The organism is Erwinia sp. HDF1-3R (genome assembly GCF_039621855.1).
Lineage (GTDB): Bacteria > Pseudomonadota > Gammaproteobacteria > Enterobacterales > Enterobacteriaceae > Erwinia.
The window spans coordinates 1,668,122-1,686,420 of the sequence record NZ_CP155071.1 but is presented as its reverse complement, the minus strand read 5'-3'; the positions used below and the strand labels follow the sequence as shown (position 1 = coordinate 1,686,420).

Annotated in this window: 12 protein-coding genes and 2 pseudogenes; 7 read left to right on the top strand and 7 right to left on the bottom strand. The window is 56.8% G+C overall.

What is annotated here, in order from left to right:
- Window positions 1-119: 119 nt before the first annotated feature.
- From AAGR22_RS07825 to AAGR22_RS07815, 3 genes and pseudogenes are all read left to right on the top strand, one after another.
- Entirely contained in the window at window positions 120-695 is a 576-nt protein-coding gene (locus AAGR22_RS07825) for a DedA family protein (RefSeq protein ID WP_067702565.1), read from the top strand.
- On the top strand, window positions 692-2,506 hold the full coding sequence (locus tag AAGR22_RS07820; RefSeq protein WP_067702562.1) for a glycoside hydrolase family 15 protein: 1,815 nt from the start codon (window positions 692-694) through the stop codon (window positions 2,504-2,506). Before AAGR22_RS07825 ends, AAGR22_RS07820 begins: the two co-directional genes overlap by 4 nt.
- Window positions 2,507-2,727: 221 nt before the next feature.
- Window positions 2,728-3,729, top strand: a pseudogene (locus tag AAGR22_RS07815) (L,D-transpeptidase family protein); the annotation flags it as partial.
- A gap of 469 nt (window positions 3,730-4,198) precedes the next feature.
- Here AAGR22_RS07815 and AAGR22_RS07810 read toward each other — a convergent pair.
- From AAGR22_RS07810 to AAGR22_RS07785, 6 genes are all read right to left on the bottom strand, one after another.
- The gene (locus tag AAGR22_RS07810; RefSeq protein WP_345831190.1) at window positions 4,199-4,444 is read right to left on the bottom strand and encodes a hypothetical protein; all 246 of its coding nucleotides are present in this window, start codon (window positions 4,442-4,444) and stop codon (window positions 4,199-4,201) included.
- 1,275 nt (window positions 4,445-5,719) lie between these two features.
- Window positions 5,720-6,745, bottom strand: a complete 1,026-nt coding sequence (locus AAGR22_RS07805) for a DUF481 domain-containing protein (RefSeq protein ID WP_067702553.1) — start codon at window positions 6,743-6,745, stop codon at window positions 5,720-5,722.
- Window positions 6,746-7,165: 420 nt separating this feature from the next.
- The gene (locus tag AAGR22_RS07800; RefSeq protein WP_067702550.1) at window positions 7,166-8,359 is read right to left on the bottom strand and encodes an MFS transporter; all 1,194 of its coding nucleotides are present in this window, start codon (window positions 8,357-8,359) and stop codon (window positions 7,166-7,168) included.
- Window positions 8,360-8,409: 50 nt separating this feature from the next.
- Window positions 8,410-9,378: a tRNA dihydrouridine(16) synthase DusC gene (gene dusC / locus AAGR22_RS07795; RefSeq protein ID WP_067702547.1), complete on the bottom strand. Its 969-nt coding sequence runs from the start codon at window positions 9,376-9,378 to the stop codon at window positions 8,410-8,412.
- Between the two features lie 113 nt (window positions 9,379-9,491).
- Window positions 9,492-10,928, bottom strand: coding sequence for an ATP-dependent RNA helicase RhlE (gene rhlE, locus AAGR22_RS07790; protein WP_345831189.1), 1,437 nt, complete (start codon window positions 10,926-10,928; stop codon window positions 9,492-9,494).
- 460 nt (window positions 10,929-11,388) lie between these two features.
- Window positions 11,389-11,784: a YbhQ family protein gene (locus AAGR22_RS07785; protein WP_067702542.1), complete on the bottom strand. Its 396-nt coding sequence runs from the start codon at window positions 11,782-11,784 to the stop codon at window positions 11,389-11,391.
- Between the two features lie 181 nt (window positions 11,785-11,965).
- Here AAGR22_RS07785 and AAGR22_RS07780 point away from each other — a divergent pair, with 181 nt between their 5' ends.
- From AAGR22_RS07780 to AAGR22_RS07770, 3 genes and pseudogenes are all read left to right on the top strand, one after another.
- Window positions 11,966-12,727, top strand: a complete 762-nt coding sequence (locus tag AAGR22_RS07780; protein ID WP_067702539.1) for an endonuclease/exonuclease/phosphatase family protein — start codon at window positions 11,966-11,968, stop codon at window positions 12,725-12,727.
- Window positions 12,724-13,977: pseudogene (gene clsB / locus AAGR22_RS07775) on the top strand (cardiolipin synthase ClsB); the annotation flags it as partial. The gene AAGR22_RS07780 and the pseudogene clsB, both read left to right, overlap by 4 nt.
- Before the next feature lie 152 nt (window positions 13,978-14,129).
- Window positions 14,130-15,095: a lysylphosphatidylglycerol synthase domain-containing protein gene (locus AAGR22_RS07770; RefSeq protein WP_067702536.1), complete on the top strand. Its 966-nt coding sequence runs from the start codon at window positions 14,130-14,132 to the stop codon at window positions 15,093-15,095.
- Window positions 15,096-15,334: 239 nt separating this feature from the next.
- Here AAGR22_RS07770 and AAGR22_RS07765 read toward each other — a convergent pair whose 3' ends face one another.
- Window positions 15,335-16,045 (bottom strand): Bax inhibitor-1/YccA family protein, encoded by a 711-nt coding sequence (locus AAGR22_RS07765; RefSeq protein ID WP_067702533.1) that lies wholly within the window; start codon window positions 16,043-16,045, stop codon window positions 15,335-15,337.
- A 250-nt stretch (window positions 16,046-16,295) separates the two neighbouring features.
- On the opposite strand from AAGR22_RS07765, the gene AAGR22_RS07760 reads away from it, so the two are divergent.
- Window positions 16,296-18,242: a methyl-accepting chemotaxis protein gene (locus AAGR22_RS07760; protein ID WP_345831188.1), complete on the top strand. Its 1,947-nt coding sequence runs from the start codon at window positions 16,296-16,298 to the stop codon at window positions 18,240-18,242.
- The last annotated feature ends 57 nt before the right edge of the window (window positions 18,243-18,299 follow it).

The window sequence follows — 18,299 nt, the reverse complement described above, 5'->3', positions numbered from 1 at the left end:
CGCTTAATTGCCTCATTATTCAGCGAATAAAAAACAATTCATCACAACTTTCGCGGCGGTTTATTCCATAGCGGTTAAACTTAAGGGTTAACGCGCATCAACCGCAGGAGATTACGCATATGGATGTTAACGGGCTGATATCACAATACGGTTATCTGGCGCTTTTTATCGGCTGTATCGCCGAAGGGGAAACTTTCACCCTGCTGGGCGGCGTTGCGGCTCATGAGGGACTTTTACACTACGGCTGGGTGCTACTGGTGGCGATGCTCGGCGGCATCCTGGGGGACACCGGACTCTTCTTTATTGGCCGCTATTACGGTAGTGCAATCCTTAAACGCTTTAAAAAGCATCAGAAACAGATTGCTAAGGCCAACCGGCTCATCCGCAAACGGCCCGTGCTGTTCGTTATTGGCGTCAGATTTATGTACGGGCTGCGCATCGTGGGACCGATTATTATCGGTGCCAGCAAGCTGAAACCTCAGAAGTTCCTGGCGCTGAATATCATTGGCGCGATGCTGTGGGCGGTGATTTTTGTCTCACTGGGCTACCTTGGCGGCGAGGTCATTGCGCCCTGGCTGCATACGCTGGATCGCCATCTGAAACAAATTTTCTGGGTCGTGCTGATATTCGGTCTGGTCTGGGCGGTGCGAATTTACTTTAAGCGGCGCGCAGCGCGCGAGAAAGAGGCAGAATGAGTCAAATTAAGCGAAAGATTGAAGATCACGGGGTGATAGGTGACCTGCGTACCTGTGCCTTAATTGCCAACGACGGCACCATTGACTATTTCTGCTGGCCCGATCTCGACAGCCCCTCCGTTTTCACCGCCCTGCTGGACGGCGACGAGGCGGGTGTTTTCAGCATTCAGCCCGACTGGCCTGATGCCCGCCGTCAGCAGCTCTACCTGCCCGATACCACCCTGCTGCAAACCCGCTGGCTGGACAGTCAGGGCGTGGCAGAGATCACCGACTATATGCCCGTCTGCCAGGAAGACGAGGATCGCCCACGCCTGATCAGGCGAATAAAGGTGCTGCACGGCGAAGCCACTATCAATCTGCGCTGCGCACCCGTTCACGACTATGCCCGCGCGACCACCTCGGCCAGCCTGAGCGAAGGCAGCGTACTGTTTACTGCCGCCGATCAGCCCACCCTGCGGCTGTGCGGCAACGTCGATTTTACCCTGGACGGCAGCGCGGCCACCGCCCGCTTCACCCTTAAGGCAGGCGAACACCGCGAATTTATTTTCGGCAGCGCCGATGATAAATCGCTTGATGATGAGGCCACGCTGAACTGTTTCCAGCAAACGCTGAACTTCTGGCGCCGATGGAGTGCAAAAAGCTCCTACCATGGCCGCTGGCAGGAAATGGTCAACCGCTCGGCGCTGACGCTTAAGCTGCTGACGTCGCGCAGGCACGGTTCTATTGCGGCTGCGGCCACTTTCGGGCTGCCTGAGGAGCTGGGCGGCGAACGTAACTGGGACTATCGCGCCTCCTGGCTGCGCGACGCGTCATTCAGCATGTATGCCCTGATGCGTCTTGGCTATGTCGATGAAGCCAAACATTTCACCCACTGGGTGGGACGCTGCGTTGAAAACAGCCATCAGGATATTGAAAAGCTCCAGGTGATGTACCGACTGGACAGCGGCACCGAGTTGCAGGAGAGCGAGCTGCTGAATCTTTCCGGCTATGCCAACTCCACGCCGGTAAGGATCGGCAATGGTGCATGGAATCAGTCGCAGCTGGATATCTATGGCGAGCTGATGGATGCCATTTATCTGGCGAATAAGTACGGTGAAGCGATCTCCCACCGCGGCTGGATGCACGTCACCACCATGATCGATTATCTGTGTGACAACTGGAATCAGCCGGATGCCGGGATCTGGGAGATGCGCGGCGAGCCGCAGCATTTTCTTCATTCGCGCCTGATGTGCTGGGTTGCTCTGGACAGGGCGGTGAGGCTGGGAGAGAAACGCTCGCTTGAGGTGCCCTGGACGCGCTGGACGGAGACCCGGGATGCGATTCGTGCAGATATCTGGGCCAATTTCTGGAACGAGGATCGCGGTCATTTTGTCGCCACGCGCCACGGCGATTATGTTGATGCCTCGATGCTGCTGATGCCGCTGGTGCGCTTTGTCGGCGCAACCGATCCTGACTGGCTGTCAACGCTGGATACTATCAAAGAGAAGCTGGTGAGCGACGGATTAGTGCGCCGCTATAATCTGGCGGAGACCCCTTCTGACGGGCTGGAAGGAACCGAAGGATCCTTTGTCGCCTGCTCCTTCTGGTACGTGGAGTGCCTTGCGCGGGCGGGTCGGGTGAATGAGGCCCACTTTGAATTTGAGAAGCTGCTGAGCTACGCCAACCCGCTGGGGCTGTACGCCGAAGAGTTTGACAGTCAGGGCTATGCACTGGGTAATACCCCCCAGGCCCTGAGCCACCTGGCGCTGATTAGCGCGGCATTTTTCCTGAACCGCAAGCTGAGCGGTGAAGACCCGCTCTGGCAGCCGTGATCGCTCCCTGAAGAGCGGTGAAATCGTTGCTTCCAACCGCCTTTCACAAAACGGCTTTCCATTTGCTGTCAGTCAGGGCCGGGAAATATACGTAAAGTTACCGCAATAGTTAAAATCCCGGTTTATTCCCCGGGGTTATGACCATATAATGTGCAGCCGCTCACACTAAGCGGCACAGGTTCATCTATCCACCGTTTACATGGCGCAACATCTTAGAAAATATGAAAAAGAGCATCCGCGCATTAGCCGCTTTAGTCCTGACCGTTACGGCATACAGCCATTCAGCCTTTGCCGTGGTTTACCCGCTGCCTGCGGCAAACAGCCGTCTGATTGGTCAAAATCTGGAAATTACCGTTCCTCAGGACAGCAAACTTCCACTGGAAGCCTTTGCGGCACAGTATCAGATGGGCCTGAGTAACATGCTTGAAGCCAATCCGGGCGTCGATGTTTATCTGCCCAAGCCCGGGACCAAACTGATTATTCCTCAGCAGCTAATCCTGCCTGATGCCCCGCGTGAAGGTATTGTGGTTAACAGCGCTGAGATGCGTCTTTATTACTATCCTAAAGGCACCAAAACGGTAGTTGTTCTGCCGGTCGGCGTGGGTGAACTGGGTAAAGACACCCCCATGAACTGGACGACAGCGGTCGAGCGTAAAAAAGATGGCCCGACCTGGACGCCAACCAAGAAAATGCACGAAGATTCGGTAGCTAATGGCTCGCCGCTGCCAACGATTTTCCCGGCTGGCCCGGACAATCCCATGGGGCTGTATGCCCTCTATATTGGTCGTCTTTACGCAATCCACGGGACCAATGCGAACTTTGGTATCGGCCTGCGCGTGAGTCATGGCTGTGTACGTCTTCGCGCTGACGATATTAAATGGCTTTACGACAATGTGCCGGTAGGTACGCGCGTGCAGTTTATCAATCAGCCGATTAAAGCCAGCGTGGAGCCTGATGGTTCACGTATGGTTGAGGTGCATAATCCGCTGTCGCAGACCGAGGAGCAGTTTAATTCTCGTGAACCGGTGCCGCTGTCCATTACGCCAGTGGTCAGTAAAGTGGTTAGCGATGCCAGCGTTGACAGTAACGCCATGGACGCCGCCATGAAGAGGCGCAGTGGCATTCCAACGCGGGTCAATGGCGGTGCCGACTATACGGCCCCTGCTGCGATCGCCGTGCAGGAGATGAGTGGTGCATTGCCGAAGGAAGAACCCATGACCCCTGCGACGCAGCAGGGTGCCAACGTGGTTAATCAGGATGCAGCATCTGCCGCGCCGACAGTAGACGGTAGCGCAGCCCCGGTTCAGCAGGCTCCGACCGATGGTAGCGCAGCTCCGGCTCAGCAGGCTCCGACCGATGGCAGTACAGCCCCGGCTCAGCAGGCTCCGGCCGACGGCAGTGCAGCCCCGGCTCAGCAGGCTCCGGCCGACGGCAGTGCAACCCCGGCTCAGCAGGCTCCGGCCGATGGCAAAAGTTCGTTTGTTGTACCTGCTCAGCCAGGCCCAATTTATGACAATAAGTCAACGTCCGTGAAAACCGCGACGCCGGGTAGCGTAGCGGCGGGTTAATAGTTTTAACCTGCGGTAAAGCGGGCGAGTTGCTGGAGCTAAGGGTGTAGTAATTCGCTTCAGCTACCGGGCAGCGTTTCACCAGCTTTGAATGGAAGGGTTCATGTTGATCATGAGCCCTTTTTTATTTTCGGCATTTGGTGGAGAGCTTTTGTGGGTTGCAGGCTGTGATATCTGAGGAGCCGGTGGATAATCCCTGCGGGTGCCGGTGGGTTGTGCTGGCTGCAATTTCTGCTGTGCCGGTGGATAATCCCTGCGGGTGACGGGCGTCCTCGCGCCACGCGTTGCGTGGTGCCTTTGGCTCCGACTTCAGGCCGGACGGCCCGGTCGCGAGCGGGCATCCCTGCCCGCCGCTCCCTGAGTGCAGCATCCCTGCTGCCCTCGCCTGGCCTTCCGTCTTCGCCGCAGCGCTGCGGATTACCCGTCACCCGCAGGGATTATCCACCTCTCAGGCTGCTGAGCTGCTTTAAGTAAAACCGTTTATCTGTCCGCAGGCTGCTGAGCTGCTCCGGTAAAACCGTTTATCTGTCCGCGGGCTACTGAGCTGCTCCGGTAAAACCGTTTATCTGTCCGCAGATTTCATAGCCTATCCCCGTTAAGGTTTGCTCTCGCGCAGGATTCGGCTCACTTTTCGATTTAGTTTTTGGTGCCGCTATTTAGGTCATTTATCTGCACCACGAAAAAACCAGTCACAATAAACTGTGCATTCCCAGTCTTCTGATTTTCTTCATATCCCAACTATTTTGGTCATTGCATATTTCCTGTACGCATTCATATCTGGCGAAGAGTTTCCGGGAATCTCCGACACCGCCCTTACCCGCAGCCAGCACAATGCAATAAGCAGACGGGTGGGGCCCGGTGACAGGCAATCCGCAGCGCTGAGTGCAGAGAGGAAGACCCGGATGGGCCAGCAGGGAGGCTGGCACAAGGGCATGCCGGGACAGGGATGTCACGTCATGACCGCTCCGAAAGGTCGACGAGCGGAGCGAAGGAACCGCGCCACGCGCGGCGCGAGGACCGCCAGGCACCGGGTCCCAGCCGTAGGCGACGGCACTAAGCCTCTAGCGCAACGGGCACTATCCGCAGGCGACATTCATCGGAACCTCCGTACATCATGCGCCCCCACAGGCAACATCTTTGCAGCATCAGGCTCCAGTGACAACACGGAGTCTTTGGCAAAGATGATTTCTTATTTACAGCGTTCTTTCCGTTTCCACACCTGATCCAGAGTTTCATATAACCCCGAAACCGCACTTACCCGCAGCCAGCACAATGCAAAGAAGCAGACGGGTGGGGCCCGGTGACAGGCATTCCGCAGCGCTGAGCGTAGAGAGGAAGACCCGGATGGGCCAGCAGGGAGGCTGGCACAAGGGCATGCCGGGACAGGGATGTCCCGTCACTGCCCGCTCCGAAAGGTCGACAAGCGGAGCGAAGGAACCGCGCCATGCGCGGCGCGAGGACCGCCTGGCACCGGGCCCCACCCGTTGGCGACCACACGGGCCTCTGTCGCACCGGCCACCACACGTAGGCGACTACACAAGCCTCTGTCACACCGGGCCGCACCCGTAGGCGACGGCACAAGCCTCTGCCACACCAGGCGACACTCACGCCGGGATGGTATGCCCGCTGCGAAAAAACGACTGAACTACCACTTAACCCCCAGCCCGGTAATAAAACTCCGCTCGTTAAGCGTATCACGCGTGCCGCTAATCAGGTTATGACCATAGGTGATATTAAGCGATGACCAGCTGGTGAGCTGATAACGCAATCCCACCTCCGCATCCATACTGAAAATAGCATCGTCATCCAGCGAATGACCCACTTCACCGTGCGTGAAAAGCGACAGCGTCCTGCCCCGAAGGAAACGCTGATAGTCCCAGCGTACTGAAGCCCCAAAATGGCTATCTGAACTGCCATCGCTGTAACTGTAGGCAAAAGCACCGCCTAAAAGCGACATCGAAAATGAACCCAGCTCATCATCCCAAAACTGGTAGCCGGGACCGGTGCCGATCAAACCCTGCTGGGAAATATCCTCTACCCAGTCACGCTTATAGCTCGCCCTGCCCTGCCAGAAATACCGATCGCGAAACATATAGTCCAGCGCATAGCGCAGACTGTAATTATCGGTATTCATCGTACCGTCTTCTTCTTCGCGGTTGTAAGTTCCGCCAAAGTCATTACGCCACTTACCGACATTCACTTTGTTGTTATAGGCGAGATTGTAATCCTGAGTGCGGGTAGAAGCCTTTTTCAGGCTGACACCCGCATCAATATTCCCCGTCCAGCTCAGCGCAGCCGTTTTCGGCTTTGGCTTAAGGAACTCTTCAAATCGGGCGACGGGCACGCGCTGCTGGCTTTCTCCCTGATGCACGATAATGTAGCCAGCATCGGTGGCTTCAAGGCGGGCTTTAAAGGTTTTGCTGCTTTTACCGTTACGGACGTCAAAATCCTTTTCGCTGGACAGGGTACTTACTGCATTCCAGTTTAGCGATACCGTTCCCGCATAGCCGGTGTCTATGACCAGCTTGCCGTCGCTGAGCGAGCGCACCGTGCCGCTGACCCGGTCACCATTTTTCATCCAGACGGTATCAGCGATGGCAAAAGGCGGAGAGACCAGCAGACAGGTTAGCAGGCCAGCTCGCGCAGGGCCGCCGCGAATTGAGTGGGGCATAGTGGTGAGTTAACTCCTCAACTTACGTCATCAGGACCATTTTTCTTTCCAGGGTACAGGATCGGGCTGGACAGAGTGAGAGGGAAAGGTCTGATAGATAAGCTTATTGCGCACGAAAGGTTCAGGAATTAATAGAAAGCTATGGCCAGCTACGGTCAGCAAAACCAATCATCAGGCCGCTGAGCCTGTTACTGTTATCTGCTCTATATATACGGCGGCGCCCAAAGATAATGACTGCTACGCGAACGCCCGTCGCGGCAAACTGACATAGCCCAGCGCTCATCGGCTGGGCTGAAATGTGCACTATTAAGCCTATTGAGCCGCTGCGCCTGGTGCAACGCCCCAGGCGGCGCATCTGCGGCTACCAGCCCGGTTAAATCCGATGCGCCCTTTCCCGGTGCTGGCTGTCAGCAGGTTGGCTTAGGCGGTATTCTCGTTCGGCGGCGTAATCAGTCGAAGCCGCACGGTGATAAACAGCGCCACCATCACTACCAGGGCCGCCGCCAGGTAGATTGAATCCACGCCCCAGCGCCCGATTAGCAGCCCGGCCACCGGGCCGGTAATACCCAGGCCAAAATCCAGAAATGCGGAATAGAGCCCCAGCGCTGACCCCTGATTCTGCGGAGCCACCCGGCGAATAGCCTCCACGCCAAGAGCGGGAAACACCAGCGAGAAGCCGGAACCGGTGAGGAATGCGCCCACGTCCACCATCCAGGATGAGTGGCCCTGCCAGATCAGCAGCAGTCCAATACACTCAATAACAAAGGAAAACAGCGACACCCGGATGCCGCCAAACCGCCCGATAAAGCTGCTGAAAATCAGCCTCATCACCACAAAGCCCAGGCTAAACAGAGTCAGGGAAAAAGCCGCCCCGTGCCAGCCGTGACTGGAAAAATACAGGGTGATAAAGGTGGCAATGGTTCCGAAGCCAACCGTACCCAGCCCCAGACAAAGCCCATACAGCCAGATCCGCGAGAACACCTGGGTGAAAGGAATGCGCTGCCCCACTGCCACCACTACCGCCGGACGGCGAGTCGCCAGCCAGAAGCCAAAAATCGCCATCAGCATAATCAACACCGCAAAGCCGGGGATACCAAACGCGGAGTTGAGCATCACGCCGAGCGGTGCCCCCAGGGCCATCGCCAGGTAGGTTGCCACACCGTTCCAGGAGATCACCCGCGCGCTCTGTAGCGTGCCGACAATATTTATCCCCCACAGAATCGAACCCGTTGCGGTCAGGCTCTCCCCCAGACCCAACGCGATCCTTCCGGCAGCCAGCAGCAGCAGGCTGGTGAGCGCACTGCCGTGGACCGTCACCGCCAGCAGGGTGAACAGGCCGCTAACTCCACAGAGTAACAGCCCCATCAGCACTACCTTTTTGGGGCCGAGCAGATCGGCATAGCGCCCCGCCTGCGGTCGGCTGATCAGCGTGGCAAAGTATTGCAGGCTGATAATCAACCCGGCCATAAACGAACTGTAGCCCAGATCGTTATGCACGTAGCCGGGCAGTACCGCCAGCGGCAGGCCAATAGAGAGGTAGCAAAAGAAGGTGAATATAACGACCGAGATAATACGCTTATTGAGCTGGGCGCTGGATAAAGCTGCTGAGGACATGACGGGACCAGAAATAGGTGTGATGTGAGTCACATCATACCCTTAGCAGACTAAGAGATCCCGTTAAGAATATTGGGAAATGTGACAGCCGCCGCCTCAATCGCCCGCGCAATATCAACGGAGCGCTTAAGCGGTCGGATGTCTGCAAACAGCATATCGGCCTGCGGATACACTTTACGCAGATATCCCAGCCACTGCTTAATGCGCGCCACGTGGTACAAACCGGTGTCACCCTGCTTTTCCAGCCGGACATACTTTTGCAACAGCCTGACCACTTCCGGCCACGGCATGGGCGGCACATTATCCTTTATGACCCGGCTCAGGTTTGGCACGTTTAGCGCGCCGCGACCAATCATCACCGCATCACAGCCGGTCACCGCCAGGCAGTTCTGCGCGCTCTGCCAGTCCCAGATCTCCCCGTTAGCAATCACCGGGATGGTCAGCCGCTGGCGAATTTCGCCAATGGCCTGCCAGTTAATGCGATCGGCCTGGTAGCCATCCTCTTTTGTTCGCCCATGCACGGCCAGCTCGGTGGCACCGGCCTGCTGAACCGCATCGGCTATTTCAAATCGCTGGTCGTCGGAAGCCCATCCCAAACGCACCTTCACCGTCACCGGTAAATGCGCAGGTACGGCCTGGCGCATCGCTTTCGCGCCGCGATATATCAGCTCAGGATCTTTTAACAGCGTGGCGCCGCCGCCGCTGCCGTTGACCGTCTTCGAGGGACAGCCACAGTTGAGATCGACACCCCACGAACCCAGCTCCGCCGCGCGAAAGGCGTTTTCCGCCAGCCATTCAGGCGACTGGCCTAACAGCTGAATACGTACGCGCGTACCCGCAGGTGTGCGACTGGCATGATTAAGCTCGGGGCAAAGGCGAGAAAAGGATTTAATCGGGAGTAGCTGGTCAACAACCCGCAAGAATTCAGTGATGCAGAGATCGTAGTCATTAACTTCGGTAAGCAGTTCGCGTACCAGCGAGTCAAGCACGCCCTCCATCGGGGCCAGTAGAACACGCATGTCACAACCCATTGCGTTAATAAGGGGGATCTGGGCGATCCCCCTGGTTAGAAAGCGTTAATGCCTGCTTACATTACGCGCATGAAACCCAGCCTGGATTAAGCGTGTTAATATCAGCTCGGATTAGACCGGCGCTGGCGGGTCACGCCACGCGGTGCGGCGCTTCCGCCTTCTGGCCTGGCGCTGCGGCCACTGCCGTTGGCCTGGCGACGCTGGCCGTTACCCTGGCTGCGTTCACCTGAGGCTGCACTGCGTTCGCCACCATTGCCGCGATTTCCGCCCTGACCACGTTCGCCACCGCGGTTGCCCTGCGGCGCGCCGCGCCCACGGCCTGCACCGCCACCACCGCCGCCGCCGCCACCGCCACCGCGCTGCTGACGACCATTCTGGATCGGATCGGCCTTGATAGACGGATCCGGCTCATAGCCGTCAATGGCGATACGCGGGATCTCACGCTTCAGCACGCGTTCGATATCGCGCAGCAGCTTGTGTTCGTCCACGCAGACCAGCGAAAGGGCTTCGCCCGTTGCCGCAGCGCGGCCGGTACGACCAATACGGTGAACATAGTCTTCCGGCACGTTTGGCAGCTCATAGTTCACTACGTGCGGCAGTTCAGAGATATCAATACCACGCGCGGCGATATCCGTCGCCACCAGGACGCGGATTTTACCCTCTTTGAAATCGCTCAGCGCACGAGTACGGGCGCCCTGGCTTTTGTTGCCATGAATGGCCGCAGAGCCAATGCCATCTTTATTCAGCTGCTCGGCAAGGTGGTTGGCACCGTGTTTGGTACGGGTAAAGACCAGTACCTGCTGCCAGTTATCGCGCCCGATCAGGAACGACAGCAGTTCTCTTTTACGTTTCTTATCAACGAAATGCACGTGCTGAGAAATCTGCTCGGAGGCGGTGTTGCGGCGCGCCACGGAGACCTGCTCCGGGTTTTGCAGCAGCTTTTCTGCCAGACCTTTGATCTCGTCAGAGAAGGTCGCGGAGAACAGCAGGTTCTGACGCTTAGCAGGCAGTTTGGACAGCACGCGACGGATATCGTGAATAAAGCCCATATCCAGCATACGGTCAGCTTCATCCAGGACCAGAATCTCAACCTGAGACAGGTCTACCGCATTCTGATGTTCCAGATCCAGCAGACGACCCGGCGTAGCGACCAGTACGTCAACGCCGCCGCGCAGCTTCATCATCTGCGGGTTGATGCTGACGCCGCCGAAAACCACCAGCGAACGAATATCAAGGTATTTACTGTAGTCCTGCACGTTTTCACCCACCTGAGCCGCCAGTTCGCGGGTCGGGGTTAAAATCAGCGCACGAACCGGACGACGCCCTTTAGGATGGGGGGTCGCGCTGCTCAGCATTTGCAGCAGGGGAAGCGTAAAGCCGGCCGTTTTACCGGTACCGGTCTGGGCGCTGGCCATCAGGTCACGACCAGCTAAGACAACCGGGATCGCCTGACGCTGGATTGGCGTTGGCTCGTTATAACCCTGCTCTGCAACAGCACGCAGAATGTCGGCATTAAGGCCGAGAGAATCAAATGACATAAAATTGACTGACTCCGGATCCGCCCTGACCGCATTTAAGGGTGTAGTTTCCAGGGGGAGAATATGACGTCAGGCTTCGCCAGACGTTTGAAAGGGAGCACAAACCACGGTGCGTAAGCGGCAGATTATAACAGATGTTATCCCCTCACAGAGAGCGTTTCTTTGCGAGCCGATAAAAACGGCATTTTTACACCAGAAACGCCCCGTCCCCCTAAGGGCGGACCGGCATTCTGCGTCTGATGCGGCATATATACGCCAGTCGTAGGGTGAGATCCTATGCAGCGAGGTATAAACGCTCGCAGGGGTGATCAGGCTTATGCAGCGAGTGGAAACGTTAGCGGAGGTGATAAGGCTTATGCAGCGAGGTGTAAACGTTAGCGGGGGGATGAGGTCTGATGCAGTAGCATGAAGTCGTAAAATGGCTTTAATAAAACGGGCCGCGTATGCGGCCCGTTTCGTCTCAGCGGTGGCGTGGCCTGACGGCACGACGAACCGGCTCTTTCGCCAGCAGTGAAACCAGCGCGGGCCCGGTCAGCATCAGTACACCCACACAGCCCAGCAGCAGGTTATGGTGAACAACGCGTGACAGCAGGTAGAGTACCAGCATGGCCGCCCCAAAATAGTAGGTGGTGGTGACATCCTCAAGGAAGTCGCCAACGCGGCGCAGATGCGGCAGACGCTGTGTCAACAACATGGCGGTAAATACGCAGGCATAAAGCGCCAGTAAAACCATGGTGACATGCAGCAGGCTTTGGTGTTTCCATCCCCACACCAGCGCTGCAATCAGCAGCAGGTGCAACATGATATGTACGCAGGCTTGTCCGGTGACAATCTGGATACGATTAGACCATTTCATTTTCTTCTCCTGGCACACCCAACATCGGTCGCCCAGTTTGGCTATCACAGTAAGCGATAGCGCATTCTTCAGACTACCCCACTTTTCGGATAATGCCGCAAATAATGAGGCTGCCCGGCACTATTTTGTGACAAAGACTACACTTTATTCTTCGCACGACGAAAAGGAGAGCGCGCACAGTATGTCACAAAAACCGCAAGGATTTTCATTAAAAGTCCTGACGATCAATACGCATAAGGGTTTCAACGCCTTCAACCGTCGCTTTATCCTGCCAGAATTGCGCGATGCAGTTCGGGCCACCTCGGCGGATATTGTTTTTTTACAGGAGGTGATGGGCAGTCACGCCGTCAATCAGCTGCAGATTGAAGACTGGCCTGACACACCTCATTACGAATTTCTGGCTGATACCATGTGGAATGATTTTGCCTATGGCCGCAATGCCGTCTATCCCGAGGGACACCATGGCAACGCGGTGATGTCCCGCTTTCCCATTGTGGAGTATGAGAACCGGGATATCTCCGTCGAGGGTACGGAGAAGCGCGGATTGCTGCACTGTAAGGTGACCCTCCCCCATCGCGATATTACGCTGCACGCCATCTGCGTGCATCTGGGGCTTCGCGAGGCACACCGTCATGCGCAGCTGATGATGATGTCTGAACTGATTAACAGTCTTCCCGCCGATGCGCCAGTCATTGTGGCGGGTGACTTTAATGACTGGCAGCAAAAAGCTAACAGGATCCTGCATCGGGAGGCGGGCATGGATGAGGTATTTAGCCAGCACTATGGTCGCCCGGCCCGAACCTTTCCCGCCCGCTTTCCGCTGCTCCGGCTGGACCGCATTTACGTGAAAAATGCCACGGTCAGCCACCCACAGACTATACCGCTCCGGCCCTGGTCGCACCTGTCCGATCATGCCCCTCTGGCCGTGGAGATTCACTTATGAAAATGCATTGGCGTGAAGGTAATCGGCTGAAACTGCTGGAGAATGGTGAAAACTATTTTCCCCGCGTGTTTGAGGCCATTCGTCGGGCGAAAAGCAGCGTGCTGCTTGAAAGCTTTATCCTCTTTGAGGATGAGGTCGGTAATGAACTGCATCAGGTGGTTTATGATGCGGCAAAGCGCGGCGTGAGAGTCGAAATGCTGCTGGACGGCTATGGCTCCAATAATCTGTCGGAAAACTTTATCCACCAGCTAACCGCCGCGGGCGTACGCTTTATCTATTACGATCCCCGCCCGCTGGTGCTAGGCATGCGCACCAATATCTTCCGACGCCTGCATCGTAAAATCGTCGTTTGCGATAATGAGATTGCCTTCGTCGGCGGTATCAATTTCTCCTCGGAACACAACACCAGCTATGGTCCGGCAGCCAAACAGGATTATGCCGTTGAGGTGAAAGGTCCGATCGTTGAGGACATTGCCCTGTTTGTGCAGCAGGCTATCAACAGCGAACAGGTCACGCGCCGCTGGTGGGGGGGGCGCTCCCATCGTTCGGCGCAAAACACCAAACCCGGCGACGCTCAGGTCCTGTTTGTCTGGCGCGACAATGACGAGCATCGTGACGATATAGAACAGCACTATATTGATATGCTGCGCGAGGCCAAAAATGAGGTGATTATCGCTAACGCCTACTTTTTCCCCGGCTACCGCCTGCTGCGCGAGATGCGCAACGCTGCTCAGCGCGGCGTTTCCGTTAAGCTTGTCGTGCAGGGCGAGCCGGATATGCCGATTGTGAAGACGGGTGCCGAGCTGCTGTATAACTTTCTGGTCGAAGGCGGCGTGGAGATTTATGAATACACCCGGCGCCCACTGCACGCCAAAATTGCCGTGCAGGATACCCACTGGTCTACCGTTGGCTCCAGCAACCTTGACCCGCTAAGCCTGTCACTGAATCTGGAAGCCAACCTGATGATCCACGACCGCACCTTTAACGAGGTCATGCGCGGCACGCTGAATCATCTGCTGACCCAGGACTGCCGACGCGTGCAGAAAAGCGAACTGCCGAAGAAAAACGGCTGGCAGTTTATGAAGAGCATGCTGGTGTTTCACTTCCTGCGCCATTTCCCGGCGATTGCAGGCTGGCTGCCCGCCCATACGCCAAAGCTGGCGCAGGTTACCGCGCCCGCGAAATCGGATCAGGCTGACTCCCCGGTACAAAGCGAGCTGGAAACCCAGGATCGCGTCAAACCGGAGCATAAAACCATCAAAATTGAACATGAGCATAAAACGGTGAAACCTGAGCATGAGCATGAGCATGAGCATGAGCATGAGCATGAGCATGAGCATGAGCATGAGCATGAGCATGAGCATGAGATTGTGAAGCCTGAGAACGAAAAGGTGAAGCGCTGATGTCAGATTCGCACCCTCGCTGGCGGTGGATAAAGAAGATCCTCACCGGGCTGTTTTTTGTCGCCGTGGTTGTGCTGCTGGTGATTTATGCCCGTAAGGTCAACTGGCACGATGTGGCAGAGGTGATCACCCACTATAACCGGCTGGCCATTCTCTCCTCGGTCGCGCTGGTGATCGTCAGCTATCTGACCTACGGCGTGTACGACCTGATTGGTCAGGCCTACTGCGGGCATCGTTTGCAAAAGCGCCAGGTGATGCTGGTCTCCTTTATCTGCTATGCCTTTAATCTGACGCTCAGTACCTGGGTTGGCGGCGTGGCGATGCGCTATCGCCTTTACTCACGGCTGGGGCTGGACGGCAGCACTATTACGCGTATTTTTTCGCTCAGCATCGCCACCAACTGGCTGGGCTACGTGCTGGTGGCGGGCGTGGTGTTCAGTATGGGTCTGGTGCCTGTCCCGTCAGGCTGGTTTATTGGGGAAGGCACGCTTAGAGCGACAGGCGTCTGCCTGCTGGCGTTTGTGCTGGTCTATCTGGCATTTTGCGCTTTTTCACGCCGGCGGCGCTGGACGGTAAAGGGCCATACGCTGGCACTCCCCTCTCTGCGTATGGCCCTGCTACAGTTCAGCGTATCCAGCGCAAACTGGCTGGTCATGGGCGCTATTATCTGGCTCCTGCTGGGGCAGAGAGTGGATTACCCGCAGGTGCTGGGCGTGCTGCTGATCAGCAGTATCGCGGGGGTGATTATTCATATCCCAGCCGGGATCGGCGTGCTGGAAGCGGTATTCCTAGCACTGCTGAGCGGTGAGCACCTCACTCACGGCGCGATTATTGCGGCGCTGCTCGCCTACCGGGTGATCTATTTTATCGCCCCGCTGCTGCTGGCGCTGGTGCTTTATCTGTGGCTGGAGAGCCGCGCGAAAGGCCTGCGGCAGAAAAACCAGCAGGCGATGCAAAAGACCTGACGCTGGGATGGAAAAGTCATCGCCATCGGCAGGTCCAGACCTGTTGGGGCGTTGATGGGCAGAAGAGACATATCTGATATTCGGATGATGGCCGCACAATAAGCGATAAAAAAGAGGTGCCAGCTGCAAAGCGGGCACCTCTCTTATCACAATGCTGCCTCAGGCAGCAGGTTCTTACCTTAGCAACACCATGCGGGCGCTAACAGAACAGCGCCTGCTCAGGCAGCATGGGTGCCGTCTTAGCGACGGTTGCCGAAAATGCGTAGCAGCATCAGGAACAGGTTGATGAAGTCCAGATACAGCGTCAGCGCACCCATGATTGAGTAGCGACGCAGATTCTCTTTATCCTCAACGTTGATGCCTTCACCAATATTTTTTAGCTTCTGCGTGTCATAGGCGGTCAGACCCACGAACACCAGCACGCCAATATAGGTTACGGCCCACATCAGCGCCGTACTCTTCAGCCAGATATTCACCACCGACGCCAGCACAATACCAATCAGGGCCATAAACAGCATGCTGCCCATACCGCTCAGATCGCGTTTAGTGGTGTAGCCCCAGAAACTCATGGCACCAAACATACCACCGGCCACCAGGAAGGTGCTGGCGATGGAAGAGTAGGTATAGACCAGGAAAATACTCGCCATGGTCAGCCCGGTAAGCGCTGAATAGAGCATAAACAGCCCGGTTGCCGCCGCCCCGCTCAGCTTGTGCACCATACCTGACAGCACAAACACCAGGCCAAGCTGGACAATAATCAGGCCAAAGAAGGTAATGCGATTAGCAAAAACCAGTTCCATAACGGCTGGCGTATTGGCCGCAAACCATGACACAAACGCCGTCAGCAGCAGGCCGCAGGTCATCCAGCCATAGACTTGCGCCATGTAGGTCTGAACGCCACTGCTGGCCTGCGATACGATTGACCCATTAGAGCGTGGGTATCGATCCATGATTTTCTCCTTATTCTCACGTGAACGGAATTACCACAAGGTAACCGCAAGTCTGGCACAGTCCGGGGAGATTAAGCCAGCCCCGCACTCACCTTTTTCTTCACCCTGGAACCCCTGCCGTACGGTCAGACTGCAAAATCGGTTCAGCCGTGCTTAAAGAAGCGCCAGTTTATGCCGATAGAACGTACACAGGGAGATCGCTAAACAGGAAGTATGCCTATGCTGCACCTTTTTACGCCGGGGAACCTGAATGAAAACGAAATCAAACCATAAACGGAAGATGAGCACCCGCACGCTGATGCTCGTGACCGGGGCGCTAACCATCACGCTCGGCTTTACCATTACCATTGGACTGCTGAGCTGGCAGTCAGCCAGGCAGCAGCGCATGCTGGCCGGAGAGTATCTGGGGCAGATTGCCGAAAGCCAGGCCCTCAGCGTGCAAAAAGAGCTGGATTATGCCCGCACGGTAGCAAAAGACCTCGGGCAAAGCCTGATTGCCCTGCCGCCCTCAGGCATAACCGACCGTACCACTGCTGAAAACCTGATGAAATATTCGCTTAAGCAGAATCCCGACTACCTCTCGATGTCGGTGATCTTTGAAGCGAACGCCTGGGATGGAAAAGATGCAGAGATCGCCAAACTGCCCGGTGCCGCGCCGCAGGGCCGCTTTGCACGCTTTGTCGATCGCGATAAGTCCGGTAACTTTGCAATGCACAATCTGGACTCCTTTCTCACGCCAGGCGAGGGGGACTACTACCTTATCCCGCAAAAACGCCAGAAAGATGTGTTAATTGAACCTTATACCTACGCCTACAACGGCGTCGATACCCTGCTCACCTCCGTTGCCGCCGTGATCATCGACGACGGCAGGCTTAAAGCGGTGGTCACCTCAGATATTTCTCTTGCCTCGCTGCAAAAAACCATCGGTGCCATTCACCCCTGGCGGGGAACCGGCTATGCGCTGCTGATTTCTCATGGTGGGCTGGTGGTGTCCGGCACCGATAAAGCGCAGGCCGGGAAGCCCTATACCGGAAATCGCGGGCCGCGTACGCAGGCTATTGTGGAACATTACGACAGCGCGCTGGGGGAGAAGGTGCTGGAGACCTGGCGTCCGGTGACCATTGGTAACAGCGACAGCCCCTGGTATCTGGGGATTGTCGCGCCGGTGAGCGCGGTGATGGCGGAAGCAAACCGTCAGCTTTACTCTGCGCTAATTATGATGCTGCTCAGCATCATAATCGTCTGTACCGTACTGGGTCTGCTTTTCAGCCGTAAAGTTGCCAGGCCTATTGGTGGGGAGCCTTTGCAGGCGGCAGAGATTGCGCTGGGCGTCGCGCGGGGAGACCTGAGCGCGGCCATTCCGGTTGCGGCACAGGATCGGCAGAGCATCTTTTTCGCCATGCACACCATGCAGCAGCAGCTGCGTACCATGGTGGGGGAAATTATCTCCGCCAGTCACGCGGTCAGGCAGGGTGCCGGTGAGATTGCCACCGGTAACCTGGATCTCGCCTCGCGGACCGAACAGCAGGCCGCCGCGCTGGAAGAAACGGCTGCCAGCATGGAACAGCTCACCGCCACCGTGAAGCACAATGCGGATAACGCGCATCAGGCGACCGCCCTCACCAGTACCGCGACGGATATCGCCAGGCGCGGCGAGGATCTGGTACTTCAGGTGGTGCAGATCATGCAGCAGATCGACGACAGCTCACGGAAAATTGGCGCCATCACCAGCATCATTAACGGTATCGCTTTCCAGACTAATATTCTGGCGCTGAATGCGGCGGTAGAGGCGGCGCGTGCCGGAGAACAGGGCCGTGGTTTTGCCGTGGTGGCCGCCGAGGTCCGCAGCCTGGCCCAGCGCAGCGCCAATGCGGTAAAGGATATTTCTGCGCTGATTGGCGAATCAACCCAGCGCGTGGGCCAGGGCGTTTCTCTGGTTCAGGATGCCGGAAAAACGATGCAGGAGATGAGTGCGGCGGTAGACTCGGTAAAAACCATTATTACCGAAATTGTCCACGCCTCTGACGAGCAGTCGCAGGGCATTGGTCAGGTGACGGTGGCGGTTAACCAGATGGATGGCACCACCCAGCAGAACTCGGCGCTGGTTCAGCAGATGTCGGCCGCCGCTGCTTCGCTGGAAAATCAGGCGAAGCAGCTGGCGGAGACGGTCGAACGCTTTCAGCTGGGTGCGGGTTAGCCGCGGGTGAACACGCCCGGCCGCTCGTGGCCGGGCGTATCACCGCGCTATTTCGCT